This is a genomic window from Caballeronia sp. TF1N1, from assembly GCF_022878925.1.
Classification (GTDB): domain Bacteria; phylum Pseudomonadota; class Gammaproteobacteria; order Burkholderiales; family Burkholderiaceae; genus Caballeronia.
This window is the reverse complement of sequence record NZ_CP084629.1, coordinates 485,795-505,318: the sequence shown is the minus strand read 5'-3', so window position 1 is coordinate 505,318 and position 19,524 is coordinate 485,795. Positions and strand designations below refer to the sequence as shown.

The 19,524-nt window shown below is 62.4% G+C and carries 18 protein-coding genes and 1 pseudogene; 7 read left to right on the top strand and 12 right to left on the bottom strand.

Translation table 11 applies throughout. From position 1 onward, the window contains the following. The first annotated feature begins 1 nt into the window (after position 1). The gene (locus LDZ28_RS28435; RefSeq protein WP_244831098.1) at positions 2-718 is read left to right on the top strand and encodes an ABC transporter ATP-binding protein; all 717 of its coding nucleotides are present in this window, start codon (positions 2-4) and stop codon (positions 716-718) included. 39 nt (positions 719-757) lie between these two features. Continuing rightward, complete coding sequence (locus LDZ28_RS28430; protein ID WP_244831097.1) at positions 758-1,954, top strand: acyl-CoA dehydrogenase; 1,197 nt, start codon at positions 758-760, stop codon at positions 1,952-1,954. A gap of 23 nt (positions 1,955-1,977) precedes the next feature. Here LDZ28_RS28430 and LDZ28_RS28425 read toward each other — a convergent pair whose 3' ends face one another. The 7 genes from LDZ28_RS28425 to LDZ28_RS28395 are packed head-to-tail and all read right to left on the bottom strand — an operon-like array spanning position 1,978 to position 9,839. Beyond that, on the bottom strand, positions 1,978-3,276 hold the full coding sequence (locus tag LDZ28_RS28425) for an NtaA/DmoA family FMN-dependent monooxygenase (protein WP_244831096.1): 1,299 nt from the start codon (positions 3,274-3,276) through the stop codon (positions 1,978-1,980). Positions 3,277-3,291: 15 nt separating this feature from the next. Then, entirely contained in the window at positions 3,292-4,521 is a 1,230-nt protein-coding gene (locus LDZ28_RS28420) for an acyl-CoA dehydrogenase family protein (RefSeq protein WP_244831095.1), read from the bottom strand. Between the two features lie 10 nt (positions 4,522-4,531). After that, a complete protein-coding gene (locus LDZ28_RS28415; protein ID WP_244831094.1) occupies positions 4,532-5,899 on the bottom strand; it encodes an LLM class flavin-dependent oxidoreductase in 1,368 nt (455 codons plus the stop codon). After that, a complete protein-coding gene (locus LDZ28_RS28410) occupies positions 5,896-6,975 on the bottom strand; it encodes an ABC transporter substrate-binding protein (RefSeq protein WP_244831093.1) in 1,080 nt (359 codons plus the stop codon). The genes LDZ28_RS28415 and LDZ28_RS28410 overlap by 4 nt, the downstream gene beginning before the upstream one ends. Positions 6,976-7,006: 31 nt before the next feature. Next, a complete protein-coding gene (locus tag LDZ28_RS28405; protein ID WP_244831092.1) occupies positions 7,007-7,861 on the bottom strand; it encodes an ABC transporter permease in 855 nt (284 codons plus the stop codon). Further along, positions 7,858-8,763, bottom strand: coding sequence for an ABC transporter permease (locus LDZ28_RS28400; RefSeq protein ID WP_244831091.1), 906 nt, complete (start codon positions 8,761-8,763; stop codon positions 7,858-7,860). The genes LDZ28_RS28405 and LDZ28_RS28400 overlap by 4 nt, the downstream gene beginning before the upstream one ends. Then, positions 8,760-9,839 (bottom strand): ABC transporter ATP-binding protein, encoded by a 1,080-nt coding sequence (locus tag LDZ28_RS28395; protein WP_244831090.1) that lies wholly within the window; start codon positions 9,837-9,839, stop codon positions 8,760-8,762. Before LDZ28_RS28395 ends, LDZ28_RS28400 begins: the two co-directional genes overlap by 4 nt. A gap of 225 nt (positions 9,840-10,064) precedes the next feature. Between LDZ28_RS28395 and LDZ28_RS28390 the strand changes: the two genes are divergently transcribed. Then, positions 10,065-10,946: a S9 family peptidase gene (locus LDZ28_RS28390; RefSeq protein ID WP_244831089.1), complete on the top strand. Its 882-nt coding sequence runs from the start codon at positions 10,065-10,067 to the stop codon at positions 10,944-10,946. A gap of 1 nt (position 10,947) precedes the next feature. On the opposite strand, the pseudogene LDZ28_RS28385 reads toward LDZ28_RS28390, so the two are convergent. Further along, a pseudogene (locus LDZ28_RS28385) lies at positions 10,948-11,637 on the bottom strand (GNAT family N-acetyltransferase); the annotation flags it as partial. A gap of 149 nt (positions 11,638-11,786) precedes the next feature. Here LDZ28_RS28385 and LDZ28_RS28380 point away from each other — a divergent pair. The 3 genes from LDZ28_RS28380 to LDZ28_RS28370 all read left to right on the top strand — a co-directional run bounded on the left by LDZ28_RS28380 (position 11,787) and on the right by LDZ28_RS28370 (position 13,102). Beyond that, positions 11,787-11,966, top strand: coding sequence for a CsbD family protein (locus tag LDZ28_RS28380; protein WP_244831087.1), 180 nt, complete (start codon positions 11,787-11,789; stop codon positions 11,964-11,966). A 155-nt stretch (positions 11,967-12,121) separates the two neighbouring features. After that, positions 12,122-12,589: a zinc-finger-containing protein gene (locus tag LDZ28_RS28375; protein WP_244831086.1), complete on the top strand. Its 468-nt coding sequence runs from the start codon at positions 12,122-12,124 to the stop codon at positions 12,587-12,589. Between the two features lie 42 nt (positions 12,590-12,631). Beyond that, positions 12,632-13,102, top strand: a complete 471-nt coding sequence (locus tag LDZ28_RS28370; protein WP_244831085.1) for a hypothetical protein — start codon at positions 12,632-12,634, stop codon at positions 13,100-13,102. A 2-nt stretch (positions 13,103-13,104) separates the two neighbouring features. On the opposite strand, the gene LDZ28_RS28365 is transcribed toward LDZ28_RS28370, so the two are convergent. Genes LDZ28_RS28365 through LDZ28_RS28350 form a run of 4 tightly spaced genes read right to left on the bottom strand, consistent with a single transcriptional unit; the run spans position 13,105 to position 17,216 of the window. Beyond that, a complete protein-coding gene (locus tag LDZ28_RS28365; protein ID WP_244831084.1) occupies positions 13,105-14,352 on the bottom strand; it encodes an enolase C-terminal domain-like protein in 1,248 nt (415 codons plus the stop codon). Positions 14,353-14,356: 4 nt separating this feature from the next. Then, positions 14,357-15,664, bottom strand: coding sequence for an MFS transporter (locus tag LDZ28_RS28360; RefSeq protein WP_244831083.1), 1,308 nt, complete (start codon positions 15,662-15,664; stop codon positions 14,357-14,359). Between the two features lie 27 nt (positions 15,665-15,691). Continuing rightward, a complete protein-coding gene (locus LDZ28_RS28355; protein ID WP_244831082.1) occupies positions 15,692-16,459 on the bottom strand; it encodes an SDR family oxidoreductase in 768 nt (255 codons plus the stop codon). Positions 16,460-16,496: 37 nt separating this feature from the next. Continuing rightward, entirely contained in the window at positions 16,497-17,216 is a 720-nt protein-coding gene (locus tag LDZ28_RS28350) for a FadR/GntR family transcriptional regulator (RefSeq protein WP_244831081.1), read from the bottom strand. 912 nt (positions 17,217-18,128) lie between these two features. Between LDZ28_RS28350 and LDZ28_RS28345 the strand changes: the two genes are divergently transcribed. Then, positions 18,129-19,511, top strand: coding sequence for a hypothetical protein (locus LDZ28_RS28345; RefSeq protein ID WP_244831080.1), 1,383 nt, complete (start codon positions 18,129-18,131; stop codon positions 19,509-19,511). The last annotated feature ends 13 nt before the right edge of the window (positions 19,512-19,524 follow it).

Sequence of the window (19,524 nt, the reverse complement as noted above, 5' to 3'; positions counted from 1 at the left end):
GATGACCACACGCGATCCTATCATCCGTATCCGGCAACTGACGCGGCGCTTCGGCGCGCACACCGTACTCGACCGGCTCGATCTCGACATCGAACGCGGCTCTTTCGTGGCGTTGCTCGGCCGTTCGGGTTCGGGGAAGTCCACCTTGTTGCGCACGCTGTCGGGCCTCGATGAAGCACCCGCCGGCACGGTCGACGTGCCGGACAAGCGCGCGGTCGTGTTTCAGGAGCCGCGTCTCGTACCGTGGAAAACCGTCGAGGAAAATCTTTCGCTCGGTTTGCGCAAGCCCGACGCGCGCGCCGTGATCGCCGCGGCACTCAACGAAGTGGGCGTCGGGCATCGGCTGCATGCATGGCCGCTGACGCTGTCGGGCGGCGAAGCGCAACGCGTGGCGCTCGCGCGTGCGTTGGTCCGCGATCCGAAAGTCTGGCTACTCGACGAACCGTTCGCCGCGCTCGATGCCCTCACGCGCATCCAGATGCAGCGGCTCATTGCGCACGTGTGGAAAGCGCATGCGGCGACGGTGCTGCTCGTCACGCATGACGTCGATGAAGCGCTGCTGCTCGCCGACCGCGTGCTCGTCCTGGAGCATGGCCGCATTGGCAGCGATATCGACATCGTGTTGCCGCGCCCGCGCGTGTCCACCGATCCCGCGTTTGCGGCGCTACGCGACCGCTTGCTCGCGACGCTCGGTGTGCCCGCCGAAGCGCACGCGTAATCCGACATCTTTCCCTCTCATCGTTCAAGGAAGATCAACGTGACCAACACCGCACCATCTGCACTCGATGTCCGCGACTTGCGCGCGCTTTTGCCCTGGGTCGCCGATCAGGAAGCGCAACCCGGCCGCGACACGGCCGCCTTCAAGGCCACGATGCAGCGCCTGAAAGACGCGCGCATCGGCGCATTGCGTTTGCCGCGCGAACGTGGCGGCGCCGCGTTGACGCTCACGCAGTTATTCGACTTCGTGATCGATCTTGCAGCAGCCGATCCGAATGTCGCGCACGCGTTCCGCAACCATCTGAATCTGGTGGAGAGCCTGCTGATCGACCATAAACGCCTCCCTGCATTCGATACCTATCTCGACCGCGTCGCGCGTGGCGAGACTTATGGCGCATCGGCGACGGAACTTGGCAAGCGCAACGTAGGCAACTTCGATTACGACACAGCGGTCACGTCCGGCCCTGACGGCCTGCGTCTGAATGGCAAGAAGTTCTACAGCACGGGCAACCTGTATGCGGACCACATCTATGTCTATGCAGTCGATGAAGCCGGCAAGCAGATCAAGGTCGTCGTGCCCGCCACGCGCGAAGGCGTGGATATAGCGGACGATTGGGACGGCTTCGGTCAGCAGTTCACGGCAAGCGGCTCGACCAACTACACGAACGTGAAGGTGTTGCCCGACGAGATCGTCGATAACAGCCGTGTCACCGCGCTGCCGTATGTCGCGACCTTCGCGCAGTTGTATCTCTCGGCGGTGGTGGCGGGCATTTTGCAGCGCGTTGTTTCCGATGCCGCGCACTTGCTGAAGTCGCGCGAACGCAATTTCTATCACGGCGTCGATGAAGTACCCGCCAACGACCCGCTTCTGCAAGCAGTGCTCGGCCGCATCGAAAGCGTGGCGCATCTGGCGCGTGTGAGTGTGCTTGAAGCGGCGCAATGGCTCGAACGCGGCTTCGGCAGCGCCGCGTCGGGCGATGTCTCCTCGCATGCGTTCGAGCGCGCCGCCAACAGCACGGCGAAGTCGAAAGTGGTGATCGACGAACTCGCCTTGCGCGCAGCGGGCGAACTCTTCGAACTCGGTGGCGCTTCGAGCACGCGCGTGAGCCAGCGGCTCGACCGGCATTGGCGCGCGTTGCGTACGGTGACGGCGCACAATCCGCTCATCTTCAAGGCGCTTGCAATCGGCAGGCAGGCGGCGCATGGCACGCCGCTGCCCAATCTCTCCTACTTCTGAATCATGCTCGCGTGCCGTGCAAGTCAACCCGCCTTCACGCGTTCGCGCAACGTCGCATGTTCATACGACGCGGGCCGCAAGCCGCGTCGCCGCAACTCGGGGACCACGAGATCGACGAACTCGTCCATGCAGGCAGGCAACGCGTGCGTGATGCAGATAAAGCCATCGCCGCCGCCTTCATCGAGCAAGGTCTGCAACTGATCCGCGACTTCCGACGCCGTACCCACGACATGCGGTCCCTGTCCCGCAGCGAAATGACGCGCGATCTCGCCGAGCGGCGTATGCGGCGCGAAGTCTTCGGTGATGGTGGAAAGATGCCCGCGAATGCCGCTCGTTTCGCCGATATCGGGAAACGGCGCGTTGGCGTCGAAGCGCGAGAGGTCGGTGTTGAGAAACGCGGACAACATGGTGAGGCCCGCTTCGACCGTCACGTTGTCGCGAATGGCCTTCTGCTTCTGCAAGGCTTCTTCGCGAGTCTGACCGACGATAGGCACAATACCCCACAGAATGCGCACATCGCCCGCGCTACGTCCTGCTTTCGAGGCTTCGCCCTGCACCTTGTCGACGAACTCGCGCATGCCGCGCGCCGAATGCCGCAAGCCGAACACGAGTTCCGCATGCCGTCCCGCGAATGCCGCGCCCGCGCTCGATGAACCCGCCTGCGCAATCAACGGCCTGCCCTGCGGCGAGCGCGGCACCGTGAAGCGCCCCTGGCTCGCGAAGAAGTCGCCGTGAAAATCGATCTTCGCGACTTTCGATGGATCGGCGAACACGCCCGACGCGCGGTCCGCGACGATCGCGTCCGGCTCCCAGCTATCCCATAGCGTCTGGCACAGCTTGAGATACTCCTCCGCGCGCCGATACCGCGTGTCGTGTTCATCGAGCTTCTGCCCGAACTGACGTGCTTCGGGTTCGCCCGCCGTGGTCACGAGATTCCAGCCCACGCGCCCTTCGGTCAGATGATCGAGCGTCGCGAACTGCCGCGCGACCCAGTACGGCGGCAGAAACGCGGTACTCAGCGTCGTGATGATGCCAATCGACTGCGTCACACGCGCCATGATCGGAATGAGCGGCAGCGGGTCATGTCGCGGACATTGCACGGCCCAGCGCAAGGTGTCGTCACTGTCGCCGCGATACGTCTCGTAGATCGAATACGAATCCGACAAGAAGATGGTGTCGATGCCGCCGCGCTCCGCCGTGCGCGCAACGTGCTCCCAATACGTCGGACGGTCGTAGCGCAAGCCCTGGAACGAGCGCGGCAGACGCCATTGCCCGACCGTGTGCGGCGAAGCCGAATGCGACAGAAAGAATGCAAGCAGCACGATACGTGTCCTTGTTTAGCGCGTGGAAACGTTCGGACGCTCGACGCCGAGCACGTGTCGCGCAACCACGCCTTTTTGCTTGTCGACCGAATCGTGCAGTGTCAGCGTGCGCGCGTTGCGCCAATGCCTGTCCGCCGCGACGCGCCTCGTAGCCGAACGCGCGCCGCCGATCTGAAAGAGCCGCGAACCCGCTTCGATGGAACTGCCGCTCGCATGCACCTTCGCCTGATAAACGGCGACCAGCACCTCGGCAATATCCGCTTCGCCGCGCGTGAAGGCGTCCATCGAACGGGCTGCTTCGTTGATCAGCGCGCGGCTCGCACTCAGCGCGATGCGGATATCGGCGACATGCGCCTGAATCGCGGGCTCCTCGGCGGCGCGTGCGTACCCGTTGGTCGGCTTCTGCACGTGATTCACGAAGTGCAAGGTATCGTCGAGCGCCGCTTCGCCGATGCCCGCGAGAATCGCCGCAAAGCCGAGTTGATAGAGCGGCGCGAAGATAGCCGCAGCAGGCACGCTGGCCGGATTGCCCGCAACCCAGCGGCCATCGATCACGCTTTCGTTCACGACGAGCCGACCGCTCGATGTCGCCCGCTGACCGATGCCGTCCCACGTATCGAGCACGTTCACCGCTTCGTGACTGCGCGGCAGCAGCACGAGAACGGACTCGGGCGGACGGCCTTCGTCATCGGTCACGGTCGCGCACTGGAAGAGCGCGTAAGTGCAGCCGACCGAGCCTGTCGCGAAGGCTTTTTCCGCCTTGACGCGCCAGCGGCCGTCGTCGAGACGCTCGGCATACGACTTGAGGTTCGTGCGCTTGTTGTCGTACGTGAAGCGCTCGTCGGGTTCGGCGGCGGTGAAGCAGAAGGTCGCGCCATCGTCGCGCACGGCGGCGGCGAGTTCATCCACAAGTGCGGAATCGGCCAGCAATTCCAGCGTGAAAAGCGCGCCTGTCTGCACCGTATAGAGCTGCGCGGTGTTGCTGCAGGCGCGCGCGATCGATGTCACCGCATCGAAGAAATGCGTGAAGCTCGTGCCGCGTCCGAAGCCCGCTCCGCCGCGTTCTAGCGACAGACCGGCTGCGAGCAGACCCGCATCGTGCAAGGTGCGGATGTTGTCGTAGGGAAACGTCGCGGCTTCGTCGGTTTGCGCACTGCGTTGCTTGAGCACCGGCGTGGCTTCGGCAAGTCCACGATGCAGGCGCGCGATGGCATCGGAGAAAATGGTTCGATCGATCTGGTTCATGTCGGCTGTCTCAAAGGTCGCGATATTGCGCGCCCGGATGCGTCGCTCGCAGATGAGGTCCGCGCCCGGCAAAGAGCTTCTCGCGCAGCGTGCCCTCGGCATACTCGGTGTGATAACGCCCGCGATTCTGCAGTTCCGGCACGACGAGATCCACGAACGCATGCAGGCTTTCGGGCATCACGAGACGCCGCAGATTGAAGCCATCGACGCCGGTTTCATCTATCCATGCAATCAACTGATCCGCCACCTCGCGCGGATCGCCGACGATGAACGGCCCGCGTCCGCCGATCTGATCGAAGCGGCTCATGTCGCGCGGCGTGATGGGCCGGCCTGCACGCTTCGTGAGATTCTCGACGGTCGACTGCAGCGCGTTGCTCCTCACATAGCGAATCGGTTCGTCCAGATCCAGTTCCGCGAAGTCGATGCCGGTCCAGCCCGACACCAGCGCAAGTTGCCCGAGCGTATCGACGTATTCGGCATACTCGGCCTGCAATTCGCTCGCTTCCTTCGACGTGCGCGCAACCACGACGGTCGCGCCGAGATAGAGCAGCACATCGTCGGCAGCGCGGCCTGCATCGACTGCATGCTGGCGGATGTCGCGCGCCGCCGCCGCGACGATGGCAGGCGTCTGTCCTTCGAGAAACACGCATTCCGCATGCTTGCCCGCGAACGCCTTGCCGCGTCCCGACGCACCGGCCTGATACAACACCGGCGTGCGCTGCGGCGAAGGCTCGGTGAGATTGAAGCCATCGACACGGTAATACGGGCCTTCATGCTTCACGCGCCGCACGCGCGACGGGTCGGTATAAGGATGTCCCGCACGCTTGTCGCGCACCGCCGCGCCTTCGGCCCAGCTTCCTTCCCACAGCTTGTAGACGGCTTCGAGGAAGTCCTCGCCGGCCGCGTATCGCTCGTCGTGCTCGCGCGCTTTCGCGAGACCCATGCCGCGCGCCGCGCTTTCCAGATAACCCGTCACGACGTTCCAGCCCGCACGGCCGCTCGTCAGATGATCGAGCGTGGAAAAGCGCCGCGCGAACTGATACGGATGCTCGTAGGTGAGGTTCGCCGTCACGCCGAAGCCGATGTGCTTCGTCGCATAAGCCATGGCGGGCACGGTCAGCAACGGATCGTGCGAAGGCGCTTGCGCAGCCGCGAAGAGCGTGGCGTCGGTGCCGCCGCCGTAGACATCGTAGATGCCGAAGACATCGGCGAGAAACACGCCGTCGAAGAGACCGCGCTCGGCCGTCCGCGCGAGTTCGACCCAGTAGCCGAGCGTGTTGTGTTCGAGCGAGCGGTCGCGAGGATGCCGCCAGAAGCCCGCCCACGAGTGCGCGGGTGCGTTCATGTGGAACGCGTTGAAGTGGATGTGCTGGGTCATTTTCTGGAGACGATGGTCCGGTTCCACGAGTCCTGCGCGCGATCGAACGCGCCCCAGAACTTGTTCCAGTCCGGGTGATAGAGCGCCTGGGCTTGCTCCGGCTTGTAGATGAGCTTGGCCGCGAGTTGCGGGTCGGCTTCGATCACGGGCGCAAGCAGGCGGTTGGTCGGGCCGTAGTAGAAGTCCGTTGCGTTGCCGAGCTGATAAAGCGCGCCGTAGATCTCATTCAGGAACTGCGCCGCAAGTTCGGGATGCGGCGTGCCCTTGACGATATCCGCCGTCGATGCGAACGCGATGGAGCCTTCCTTCGGGCGCACCGCGCGCGCGGGCTTGTAGGCATCCTGAAGCGCGTAGGCACGGCCATCGGCGATGACGGTAAGCCAGATATCGCCGGACTTGATGAGTTGCTCCGCCTGTTGCGAGGTCTGCCAGAACGTGCGCGCATTGACCTTCGCAATCTCCGCAACGGCCTTGTCGAGATTGCCTTCATCGCCGCCATTCAGACGCGACGTTTCGATCAGCAGCGCGCGGCCCGCGCCATTGGCGAGATCGGGCAACGCAACGTGACCCGCGAGCTTCGGGTTCCACAAGTCCTTCCACGATGACGGCGCGGGAATGCCTGCTTGCTGAAACTTGTCCGCGTTGTATACGAAGATCGCCGAGACGAAATCGAAGTCAGGCGCATAGCCCTGCGCGTTCTTCGCGAGATCGAGCGCGAAATTCACGTTCGGCACTTTCGCCGGATCGAGCTTTTGCAGCACGCCTGCCTTGATGGCTTGCGCGCGCACGTCGCCATCGAGCAGCACGACGTCATAGGGCACGTTGCGCCCGTTCGCGGCGACGAGCTTGGCGACGTGATCGATCGACGCGCCATCGATGAATTGCACCTTCACGCCCGTTTTATTGGTGAAGATGTCGCCCGCGTATTTGATCTGCGTCTGCGTGGACTTGCCGCCCCACGACGACACGCGCAGCACGATGTCTTTGGGGTCTGCGCTCTGCGCATGCGCGAGCCCGGCAACTAGGGATGCGGTCAGTGCGAAGAGCCCGAGCGCGAGCCTGGCGATAACTTTCAAGAATGGCCTCGTGAGGAAAGAAGGAAAAGGCTCAACGCCGCGAAAAGAGGCGTTCGAGACGGAAGAAACGATTGAGCAGCAACGCGAGCGCGGCCCAGAACGCAACGATCAGCGTCGACAGCGCGGTGACCGCGTTATCGAACTCCACTTCCATCGCGTTGAAGAGCTTGACGGGCAAGGTCGGACGGCTCGGGTCGCCCATGAACCATGCGACCACCACGTCGTCGAACGAAAGCACGAAAGCGAACAGCATTCCCGCGATCACGCCGGGCAAAACGAGTGGCACGGTCACGCGCCAAAACACTTGCCAAGGCGTGGCGCCAAGGTTCTGCGCGGCTTCGTCGAGCGCATTGTCGTAGTGCGCGAAGCTCGCGACCACCGAGCGCACGACGAGCGGCAAGGTGAACACGGCCTGCATCAGCACGATGGCCGCGCTCGTTCCGTTGAGTCCGATGTCGTGCCAGTCGGCGGCGAGCATGAAGAACTTGAAGCCCGCCACCGCAATGACGATAGTCGGCACGCCCAGCGGCGCAACGCATAGCGCATTCACGATGCCGCGCCCCGCATAACGTCCGCGCACGATCGACAACGAAAGCGGCACACCGACGAGCGTGGCGAGCGCGGTCGTCGCCGTGCCCAGCGCGACGCTGTAGCGAAGCGCAGCGTAATAGTCCGGCGAGATCGAGCGATACCAGTGGAGCGTCCAGTCGCTCGGCGGAAACGCGAGCGCGCCGCTCTTCGAAAACGAAGCACTGACGATGCCGATAAACGGCAGCAGCAAAAACACGGGCACCGCGAAGGTCGTGATACGCAGCAGCCATTTCAACGCGCTCGATGCGGCATCGCGATGCCACACGACGGCCGACGTACTCGCTTGGGTACTCATGTCCGCGCTCCGCTCATGCGCACGGCAAGCAGCATCGATGCGAGCGCGGCGATCATCGTCAGGATGGCGGCGGTCGAGCCGACCGTGTAGTTCAGCACGCCGTGCATCTGCTGATCGATGTAGAGCGCCATGAACATCACCCGATGCCCGCCGAGAATGCCCGGCGTGACGAGCGCGCTGATCGCGGCCATGAAGACCATCGACGCGCCCGCCGCCAGTCCCGGCCGGCACAGCGGCAAGACCACGCGCACGAACGCCAGAAAAGGCGTCGCGCCGAGATTGATGGCGGCTTCCTCGAGCGCGGGATCGATCTTGCGGATGGCGCTCGTCAGCATCAGCACCATGAAGGGAAACTCCACGTGCACCATGCCGATGAGCGCGCCGGTGTAGTTGAAGATCCACTGCACGGGTTGCTTCACCAGACCGGAACCCAGCAAGAGCGTATTGAGCATGCCGTGTTCGGTAAGCACCGGAATCCAGCCGAGGTTGCGGATCACGGCGCTGATGAGCAACGGCAACACCGTCACGAACAAAAGCGGCGTGCGCCAGCGCGAACGCGTGCGCGCAAGGTGATAGCTGAACGGAAAGCCGAACACCGCGCAGATGATCGCCGTCAATGCGCCGAAGACGAGCGTGTCGAGCAGGATATGGAGGTAGTACGCATCGGAGAGAAAGCGCGCGTAGTTGGAAAGCGTCCACGTGTCGTCGACACGGCCCATCGAGCCGCCGCCGTGCAGCGACAAGATCAGCAGATAGCCAATAGGCGCGACGAAGAACACGCCAAGAAACGCCAGTCCCGGCAAGGCGAGCGCGCCGTAGGCGGCGCCCCTGCGCTTCGTCGCCGAAAGCGGCGAAGGCGTCGCGGCGAGATCGCCGCCTGTCAGCAAGGCATCGTTGCTCATGTGGCGGCCTCGTCGCGCAAGAGGACGGCATCGCTGTGGTGCCAGCCGAGCGTGACGGTATCGCCAGCGGCGGGTGCCGCGCGGCCCGACGTGCGCACGATGAGCGGCTCGCTTGCCTGCGTGCGGACTTCGAGATACCAACCGTCGCCCGCATACGTGGCGAGTTCCACGCGGCCCTGCACGCGGTTCGGCAAACCCGCGCCGATCTGAATGCGCTCCGGCCGCAACGCGAGCAACAGCGGTTCGCCGGGCGCGGGCGCCGCGCCGCCGGCGAGATCGACATCGAATGGTTCGGCCGTCTGGCGGCTTTGCACGCGCAAGCGGCCATCGGTGCCGAGCGCGCCCGCCGTCACCGCGACGAGATTGATCTTGCCGATGAAACTCGCGACGTATCGATCCACCGGCCGGTCGTACAGTTCCTGCGGCGAGCCAATCTGACTGATACCGCCCTGCCGCATCACGACGATGCGATCCGAAAGACTCAGCGCCTCGCTCTGATCGTGCGTGACGAAGATGGTCGTGATGCCCACTTCGCGCTGAATGCGCTTGATCTCCGCCTGCAATTCCTCGCGCAGTTTCTGATCGAGCGCGCCGAGCGGTTCGTCGAGCAACAGCACGCGCGGATTGATGACGAGCGCCCTCGCCAGCGCGACACGCTGCTTCTGCCCGCCCGATAGCTGGTCCGGGTAACGATCCGCATAACCCGAAAGGCGCACGCGGTCGAGCGCTTCAGTGGCGCGCCGTTTGATCTCCTTGCCCGGCAGCTTGCGCACGCGTAGACCGAAGGCGAGATTCTGCGCGACCGTCAGATGCGGAAACAGCGCGTACTGTTGAAACACCATGCCCGTATTGCGCCGATGAGCCGGAACCTGCGTCACATCCTCGCCGCCGATATGGACCGAGCCCGCATCCGGCGTGACGAAGCCTGCGACCATGCGGAGACACGTCGTCTTGCCGCATCCGCTCGGGCCGAGCAAGGTGAGGAATTCGCCGTCGCGCACGGAAAGCGAGACCGCATCGACGACCGGTGCGCCGTCGTAGCGCTTGATGACGCTATGCAATTGAACCGTTGCCATGGACGCTCTGAGATGCAGCGCGTGGCCGCGCCGGTTGAATGGAACGAGCACTGGAGAGACGCGTCGTCGCAGAGCAAAAAGAATAAGAGCCGGCATGCCGAGGCCAAACCAATTTTCCTGGCTTAGAAAAGTGACGGCGCGGTGATAAACGAATTCACCGATGGGTGATTAACTAAGGAGACGATCTGATACATTGCGCATCACCCAGACGCTCGAACTCCGCTCATGCGCCTTTCAGCCCTTGTGTTTGTCGCGCTTGCCGCCGTCTCCGTCGCGCGCGCGGACGAACCCGAAAGCCTCGCCGCCGATCTGCATGAAACCGTCGTGCAGGTTCCGATGATCGAGAAAGGCTTGTTCGGCGACTCGCGCCGTGAACTGGTCGCGACGCTCTATCAGCCGGATGGCGCGGGGCCGTTTCCGCTCATCGTGCTGAGTCACGGCAGTCCGCCCGATCCGCTCAATCGCGTGAAGACCGGGCGTTATCGGCTGATTCCGCAGATTCGTACTTTCGTGGAGATGGGTTTCGCCGTGATCGTGCCGATTCGCCGAGGCTATGGCGCGACGGGCGGCACGTATGCCGAGAGCACCGGCAAGTGCGCCAATGCCGATTACGAAGCATCCGGCAATGCAGCCGCACAGGACATTCTCGCGACCATCGCGTATGCGAAGACCCTGCCGCAAGTGGACGGCAACCGGATCGTGCTGGCGGGGCAATCTGCGGGCGGGTTTTCTTCGCTGGCGGCGGCGAGCTTCGATCCGCCCGGCGTGATAGCGGTGCTCAACTTCTCGGGCGGACGCGGCGGCGATCCGGCAAGGCATCCAACCGTGCCGTGCGCCCCGGACAACATGCTAAGAGCGATCACGCACTTCGCGGGCACCGTGCGCGTGCCGGTGCTTTGGCACTATGTCGAGAACGATCAGTACTTCGGCCCGGACTACACGCGAAGCTGGTTCAACGCATTCCAGCAAGCAGGCGGCAAAGGGCAGTTCGTGATGGAGCCGCCCTACGGTGAAAACGGTCACGGAATGTTCGCGTCCCGCGCGGCCATTCCGATCTGGCTGCCTTACGTGCGCAATTTTCTCGCGCCTGTCATTCAGATGCGTTGACTCTCAAGCTCGCAAGCGATGCGCGTTGCTTGCCGTCGGCGTCGAAGTTGTCGTCGGCGAGCCAGCGTTCGAATGCGGCGCGCACCGTGGGCCAGTCTTTATCGATGATCGAATACCACGCGGTATCGCGGTTACGACCCTTGTACACGATAGCTTGCCTGAAGATGCCTTCGAACTCGAAGCCGAGTCGCAGCGCCGTCTTGCGCGATGGCGCGTTCAGGCTGTCGCATTTCCATTCGTAGCGCCGGTATTGCAGGGCTTCGAACACGTAGCGCATCAGCAGATACTGCGCTTCGGTCGAGATGCGCGTTTGCTTGAGCAGCGGCGAAAACGTCACGCTGCCCACTTCGATCACGCCATGAACCGGCTCGATGCGCATCAGCGCGAACGTCCCGACTGCCTTGCCGCTGGATTTATCGATGACGGCGTAGTGCAACGGATCGGCCGATGCCGCCGCTTGTGTCAAATACGTGCGGAACGCCGCAAACTCCTTGAACGGACCGGTGAACAGATAGGTCCAGTCGCTCGGCTCGCTGTACGCATGGAAAAGATCCTGCGCATGTGCGTCGACATCGAGCGGCACGATCTTGCAGTGCGTGCCTTCGACGACGATTCGCGCGGGCCGCTCGCGCGTTTTCCAGTCGGTCACGGCATCGCCGATAGCTTGTTGGTACTCGTTGGTTCTTGCCATACGCCGAAAGTCTCCTCTTTCAGTTGAATTTGCAGTGTAGTGTGGCACGAACGAAAAACGACCGATCGTTCGCAGGGCAGGCCCGTGTTTTGCGGTAAGGATATTCGTGGAGGCAAACCGTCCCACGCAACCATTCAAGGAGGTTCACCATGAACAAGGATCAAGTTAAGGGTACCGCCGAAAAGGTGAAGGGCAAGGCGAATGAGGCGGTCGGCAAGATGACTGGCGACACCGCCCAGCAAGTGAAGGGTCAGGTCCAGCAAGGCGCCGGCGAAGCTCGCAAGCAATACGGCGACGTCAAGGAAGAAGTGAAGAAGGACCAGCGCTAAGTCGCTAAATGCCTCCAGGAGTGAGCCTTGAGCCGCTCCCTGCAAGTCGAGGTTTGATGCCGGCACGAGAGCTTCGCGCTCACTTGCCGGCATCGATCCGTTTCGCAGTTTGCGTTTGATATATTGGCCGCTTTCGTCCCTCGACTTATTCAACAATGCGAGTCGGCCGCCCGGTCAAACCTCTGCCTCATCCCGATTGCGACTATTGCGGCGTGCCCGCGACGCTTGCTCGCTCGGACGATGAAGTCTACCCGTATCGCGACGATCACGGCCCGCTCTGGGTTTGTGCGCCTTGCCAGGCGTGGATCGGTGTTTTCCCGCGCAGCACGCGCCAGGTTCCGCTCGGGCGTCTGGCCGATGCCGCTTTACGCGATCTGAAGACAAAACTACACGCTGCCCTCGAACCGCTCGCCCAGGCAAAAGTGCGCCGCGACGCGTGCAATATTTTCGAAGCCCGCGCAAAGGGCCTGAAGTGGCTCGCGCAGCAAATCGGCGCCGATCCGGTAAAACCGTCCATCCACTCGCTGGACGCGGCGCAGTGCGAGCGCGCCATTGCGATCCTCGAAGAATTTGCACGCACACGCCAAAACAACCCTTCAGAAAACGCGTGGGACGAACGTTAACGAGAGAAGTCAACCACGACGGCGCTTCTTTCGCTTATACGCATGTCACGCACCCTTCCTTTTCAGCGTTCGCCGCAGGCTTCGCGCGCGCGGCTGTCCAAAGCGCAACTGCTGCCGATTCCTCGCGCGGTAGCCAACGAACTCGCGTTGCAAGTGCATCTGTCATTGCAAGCGCTGCGTGCCGGCGCCACCGACATCGCACCCGCCCAGCAGATCACCGAAGCGATGCTGCTCGCGCGCTTCCTGTCCGAAGCGGGTCACGGCGACTTCTCCCACGACGCGCTGATGGCCGCCGACCGCATCATGGCCGAAGTATTCGACGGCGGCCGCGAATCCGGCACGTGGACCCTTGCGCCGGAAGCATTCGAGCAGATCGCGGCAATCGTCTCCTTATACGATCATCAGTTGCAGCGCGCCACGCTCGCCGCCCTGACGACGGCAAGCGAGCGCCTCGACCGCTTCAAGGCTGGCGAAGCGTATCAACCGATGCAGCAACGCCGCGCCTTAAGTTAGCTTCAAGGCGTTTGCAGGCTGCCGTCCATGAGGCGCGTTTGCGTCCATACGGTAACGTCGGCCTCGCAGGGATATTTCGCGGCTTCCTTCTCGTCGATATCGACGCCCAAGCCTGGCTTGTCGTTCGCATGAACGTAGCCGTCGCGAAACTCCGGCAGGCCGGGGAACACATCGAGCAAGGCGGCACGCGGCCCTTTCAGATTCTGGATCACGAAGTTGGGCGGCTCCGTGCCCGACCATTCCTGCACGCCAAAATTACGCGATGCCAGATCGATATGAATATTCGCCGCATGCGCGAGCGGCGACATATCGCCTGGACCGTGCCATGCCGTGCGCACGCCGAACTGCTCCGCGAAAATCTGCAGCTTGCGTCCCGCCGTGATGCCGCCTATCTGACTCAGATGCACGCGCACGAAATCGATCAACCGTTCAGTGATCAGAAAACGCCATTCATAAGGGTTGTTGAACAACTCGCCTTGCGCGAGCGGCGTCGTGGTCTTCGCGCGTAGCTGGCGCATCCATTCGCCTTCTTCCAGCGCGATCGCATCTTCGAGAAAAAAAAGTTCATACGGTTCCAGCTCGCGTGCGAAGCGAATCGCTTCCACTGGCTTCAGGCGCTCGTGCACGTCGTGGCACAGCGCGACATCGAAACCGATTTTGCAGCGAATTCCATCGAAAAGCTTTAGCGTATCGCGAATATATTTGCGGCTGTCGAGATAGATGCCATCGGGCGCGCCGCGCGGTGCGCTCTGCGGTGCCTTGCCAAAACCGCCACCGCCATAACCACCGCTTTGACAGCGAATATGCGTGATGCCTTGCTCGCGATATCGCTGAATGTTCTCGCAGAGTTCGTTGAGATCGCGACCATCCGCATGACGATAGATCGGCACGCCTTCGCGCACCTTGCCACCGAAAAGCTGATAGAGCGGCATGTTCGCGAGCTTGCCCTTGATGTCCCACAAGGCCATGTCGATGCCGGAGATCGCGTTGTTCTCTATCGGCCCGTTACGCCAGTAAGCGTTTTGATGCATGAGCTGCCATTGCTCTTCGATAGCTTGCGCATCGCGCCCGATGAGCAGCGGCCGCAAATACTCTTCGATCAGACATTTGACCGCGAGATGCCGGTAGGCGAAGGTCGCGCAGCCGAGCCCATGGAGACCGTCCTGATTCGTCTCGACCTTCACGACGAGCAGATTGATGCCTTCCGGCGCGGTCAGTATGACTTTGACATCGGTGATGAGGATGGCCATGACGTTACTTTGCAAGAACGGAAGGCGTGGACTTGCCCGCGCCTCCCTTGGGCGTGGAACGTTCACCGGTGGTGGCGGGCACGAGCATCATCAGCACGACCGAAGCGAAGAGCGCCGCAGCCATGAACACATACGATGCGGACGGACTACCCGTCGCGCCATTCAGATAGCCGACGACCCACGAACCGCAGAACGCGCCGAGTGCGCCGCACGCATTGATGAGCCCGATCGCCCCGCCAAGCACGTTGCTCGGAATGAGTTCCGGCACGAGCGCGAAGAACGGTCCGTAGGGCGCGTACATGGTGCCGCCCGCGATCACGAGCAAGCCGAACGAGAGCCAGAAGTTGGAGCTGCCGACGAGATAGGAGCCGACGAACGCGATCGTTCCAATCAGCAGCAGCGGCCACACGAAGAGCTTGCGATTACGCGTCTTGTCGGAGAGCCACGATGCCAGCAGCATCAGGATGATGGCCGCGAGATAAGGCACCGCCGCGAGCCAGCCGACCGACACGATGTCGATGGTCGAGGCCGCCTTCAGGATGGACGGCAGCCACATGATGAAGCCGTACACGCCGATACTCCACAGCGCGTGGATAGCGCAGCACTTGAGCACGATGGACGACCGAAACGCCGACTTGTAATCGCGCACGGGTGCGATGTGCGCCTGTTCCGAGACGAGACGCGCTTGCAGTTCGGCCTTCTCGGCGTCGCTCATCCAGGTGACTTCCGAGGGACGGTCCTTCACCGTGAACCACCACACCACGGCCCATGCAATAGCCGGCACGCCTTCGATGATGAACATCTCGCGCCAGCCGAAGCTCTTCACGAGATAGCCCGAAACCACCGACATCCACAGCACCGTCACGGGGTTGCCGAGAATGAGGAACGTGTTCGCGCGCGAGCGTTCGGTGCGCGTGAACCAGCGGCTGATGTACATGAGCATGGAAGGCATCACCGCCGCCTCGACGATGCCGAGCACGAAGCGCAGCACCATCAGCATCGGGATATTGCTCACCATGCCCGTCAACGCGGCGCACACGCCCCAGAGCACGAGGCTGATGAAGATGAGTTTCTTGACGCTGTTCTTTTGCGCGTAGATCGCGCCGGGCACTTGAAACAAGCAGTATCCGAGAAAGAACAGCGAGCCGATGAGCGACGACGTCGCATGCGTGATGCCGAGATCGCGGTCGATGCCCGCCGCAGCCGCGAAGCCGTAATTCGCGCGATCCAGGTACGCAAGACTGTATGTGATGAAGATGATGGGCATGAGATACCACCATCTTTGCGGTGCCACCGTTTTGACGCTATCCATGTTGTCTCCAAGATTCATGGTGATACTTCAAAGCACGGCGAGCCAGCCGCCATCGACATAAATGATCTGGCCGTTCACATAGCTCGATGCAGGCGACGCGAGATACACCGCCGTGCCGACGAGTTCCTCGGGCTTGCCCCAGCGTTGCGACGGATTGCTCGCCTTGACCCATGCGTCGAACTGCACGTTATCGACGAGCGCCTGATTCATGTCGGTGAGGATGTAGCCAGGGCCGATAGCGTTCGCCTGAATATCGAACGCGGCCCATTCGGCGCTCATGGCGCGCGTGAGCATCTTCACGCCGCCCTTGGCCGCCGTATAAGGCGCGACGGTGGCGCGCGCGCCTTCGCTCGTCAGCGACCCGATGTTGATGACCTTGCCACCCTTGCCGCGCGCGATCATGCGCCGCGCCGCTTCCTTCGCGACGATGAACGCGCTCGTGAGATTGGTGTCGATCACGCGTTGCCAGTCCGCGAGCGCGAGTTCGACGAGCGGCTTGCGAAACTGGATGCCCGCGTTATTCACGAGGATATCGACCTCGACGCCTTCGGCGTCCCACGCCTCGAAGGCGGCGGCGACCGCGGTTTCGTCGGTGACATCGAATGCACGGCCTTGCGCCGTGGCGCCCCGTTCGCGCAGACGGCGCACGGCTTCATCGACGGTATCGGCCCGCGTGCCGTTCACGATGATGCCCGCGCCCGCTTGCGCCAGGCCTTCCGCCAGCGCAAAGCCGATGCCGCGCGCCGATCCCGTTACGAGCGCGGTGCGGCCGCTCAAGTCGAACAACTGTGTCATGCGTAAGTCCTCGGTTGAATCGTTTCGCGTTGCAGGTTCAAAGCGGCTTGTCGTTGAGCGTGCGCGTCATCGCGGCGCGATCGTCGAAGTCCTTCTCCGCCCGCTCGATGAGCGTAAGCACCGCGCGCTCGGCGGCGGCGGTATCGCCCTGTTCGATTGCGACGCAGAGCGCTTCGTGCATCGGCAACGAACGCGCGGGACCGCCCGCGATCTCCGAGCTCAGTTCGAAACTCGTGCGCAGGATGGCCGACAGCGCGTTCTGCATCTGCTGGATGAACTGGTTATGGCAAGCGGTGAGAATCGCGCCGTGAAAAGCAAGGTCGGCGGGAACGTATTCGCCCTGGCCCGCGACAGCCCGCTCCATTGCCTTGAATGCGCGTCGAATGTCCTTGCGGTCCTGCGCGGTCGCCCGTTTCGCGGCGAGCTTCGCGGCATTCGGTTCAATGATGAGCCGCAACTCCATCAGGTCCTGAATGAGCGCGTCGTCGATGGCGCCTGCGCGTGCGCGCCACGTGATGACGTCGGGATCGAAAAGCTGCCACTGCGCGCGCGGCAGCACGATGGTGCCGTGGCGGCGGCGCACCTGAAGCATGCCCTTCGCCGACAACGACTTCATCGTCTCGCGGATAGTGATGCGGCTCACCTGCATCTGCTCCGCGAGTTCTGTCTCGGCAGGCAGGATGTCGCCGGGCGCGAATTTGCCGGAGCAAATCTGTTCGCCCATCTCGTTGAGCACTTGACTATGCAAAGTCGGCATTTTTCTATGTCTCTAGATCATACGTATGATTTGGAATGTATCAATCAAACGGCCGTCAGAACAATGCGGGTTGTCCCTAGGATGGCGTCAGCGAAGGCCGGGGCGCCAGGATTCGGCGGTTAGTTGCGCGGCGTCGATCAGACGGCCGTATCTCGCTGGACTTGAGTGCCGCATATGCGCCGAACAGAAAGTCGAAAAGGCATCACCTTCACCGATTGAAAGGCGAGCACGCGCATTAAACTTTGTTCCGTGGTGCTGATCAACGCACCGCACGAAAGCGGACCCGGCGAGTGCTGAACACACGGCCTCACCTACCTACCTTGACCGAAGCGCAGCCAAGCCAAGGTTCGCTTGAAGCAGTTGCAAACAGAAGTTGTCTGAAACCAACGCGTCATCTTTATCGCAACAAAGCGCAGCACGTTTTCCCGCTGTAGCCGTAATGCAGGCCTGAGCGCAATGGTCAGGAAGTGAGCAATGAGCAAGTGCAACGACGAACCCCCGTTCGGCCGATGGCCCAGCGGGGTTTGGTTTTTTTGGACTTTGAAACCGGCGTGATGGACTTCGTTGTCATCGTTCCCTGAATGCCTAAAGTTCGCCACTGCCGCGCCGATAACGTACTTGTTGCAGCGATGCTTATAGGACGATCGGTCGTTCTTGCAACATCGGTTCAAGCGACTTTTCAAGCTTTTCTCAAACGCGAGTTTCGAGGCAAACGATTGTCCGACGCTCGCCACCCAGGGCCGCGCGTCGTTGAAGACGCAGGCTGACGTGATACCGCTTTAGTGGTCCAGCACCGATCTTCGTGTCGGACGGCTTCGCTCGTCCTCGATTTGCGTTTATACGGATGACTAACTTCCGTTGCGTCTGGTCCGTGCGGATGATCACGCCTTCTTTAAGGGATTCTGTATCGTTATGACGACCGTGCCTCTTTCCTTTGCAACCCGTTTTACCGCGCCAAGCGCGATCAAGCTTGCAGCAGCGCTCGCCGCGAGCCTCGTTCTCGCGGCATGTGGTGGCGGCGGTGGCGGAGGCGATGCAAAGGAAGCGTCGAGCACCTCGGCGGCAGGCACCAACTCGTCCGGCTCCGCAGCGACGACTACAACCACGACCACGACCCAAAGCGGCGCTGCATCGGCTTCGGCCACGACCACCACGACGACGACGGCATCCACGAGCGACACGACGTCGTCCGCGCATACGGTCAGCGGCAGCAACTCGACCAGCAGCAACGACACGACCGTCATCGCGCCCACGGCGCCCGCAGCGCTCGTAACGCCTATAACGCCCATTGTCCCGCCCGTTGCAAACAACCCTCAGGCGTCATCAGTCTCCCCCGCTTCCGGCACGATCGTCACGCCCGTCACGCCCGTGACCGTGCACTCGATCTTCTATGGCGCGAACGGCCACAACAACGAAGGCGGCGCCTACGACATATCGAGCCCCGCGCTGCAACTCTCGCAGTTGCAGGATCTAGGCGTGAAGATGTATCGCAACGAAGTGTTCAGCGCGTATGGTGCGACCAAGCTCGCCGGCATCGCAACGACGATGGCCGCAGGCGGCGTGACCGTTTACCCCGTCATGCTGATGGACCTGAACTACAGCAGCGAAGCCGATGCCTATAACGCGGCCTTCACGCTCGGTCAGCAGACGGCGGCCGCAAATCGCTATCCGTACTATGAAGTCAGCAACGAGCTCGAAGCGCTATGCCTCACCGGAAACGTGGACGGCATCTATCCGCAGCACTACGACAACGCGAAGTTTCAGATTGCACGCGGCGTGATCCGCGGCATGATCGCGGGCGTGAAGTCCGTCGATACGGCGGGCAAGATCATCATGGGCGGCGGCGCGTGGATGCACTACGGCTTCGATCAGATGCTCGCCAACGGCACGCAACCCGACGGCACCACGAATCACCCCATCGTCAGCTGGGACATCACCGCATGGCACTGGTATTCGGATCAGGGCGACATCGTGAACGCTTGCGGCGGCACCGGATGCCACAACGTGCTCGCGGCGCTCGCGCAGTTCAATAAGCCCATCTGGATCAACGAATTCGGTGTGCGCCCGAGCTATGGCACGGACACGCAAACCGCGAACTATCTGGTCGGCAACCTGATGATGGCGGAGTTCGTGCTGCTCGCGAGGCAATACAACATCCAGTCCATCCAGACTTACGAGCTCTATGACGACCCGGTGGGCGGCGAAGGTCCCTACGGCCTGATGCAGAACGACGGCAGGACCATCAAGCCGAAGTACACGGCGTTCAAGAACTTCGTCGCCGCGAACCCGATGTAAGGGTCGCTGTGCC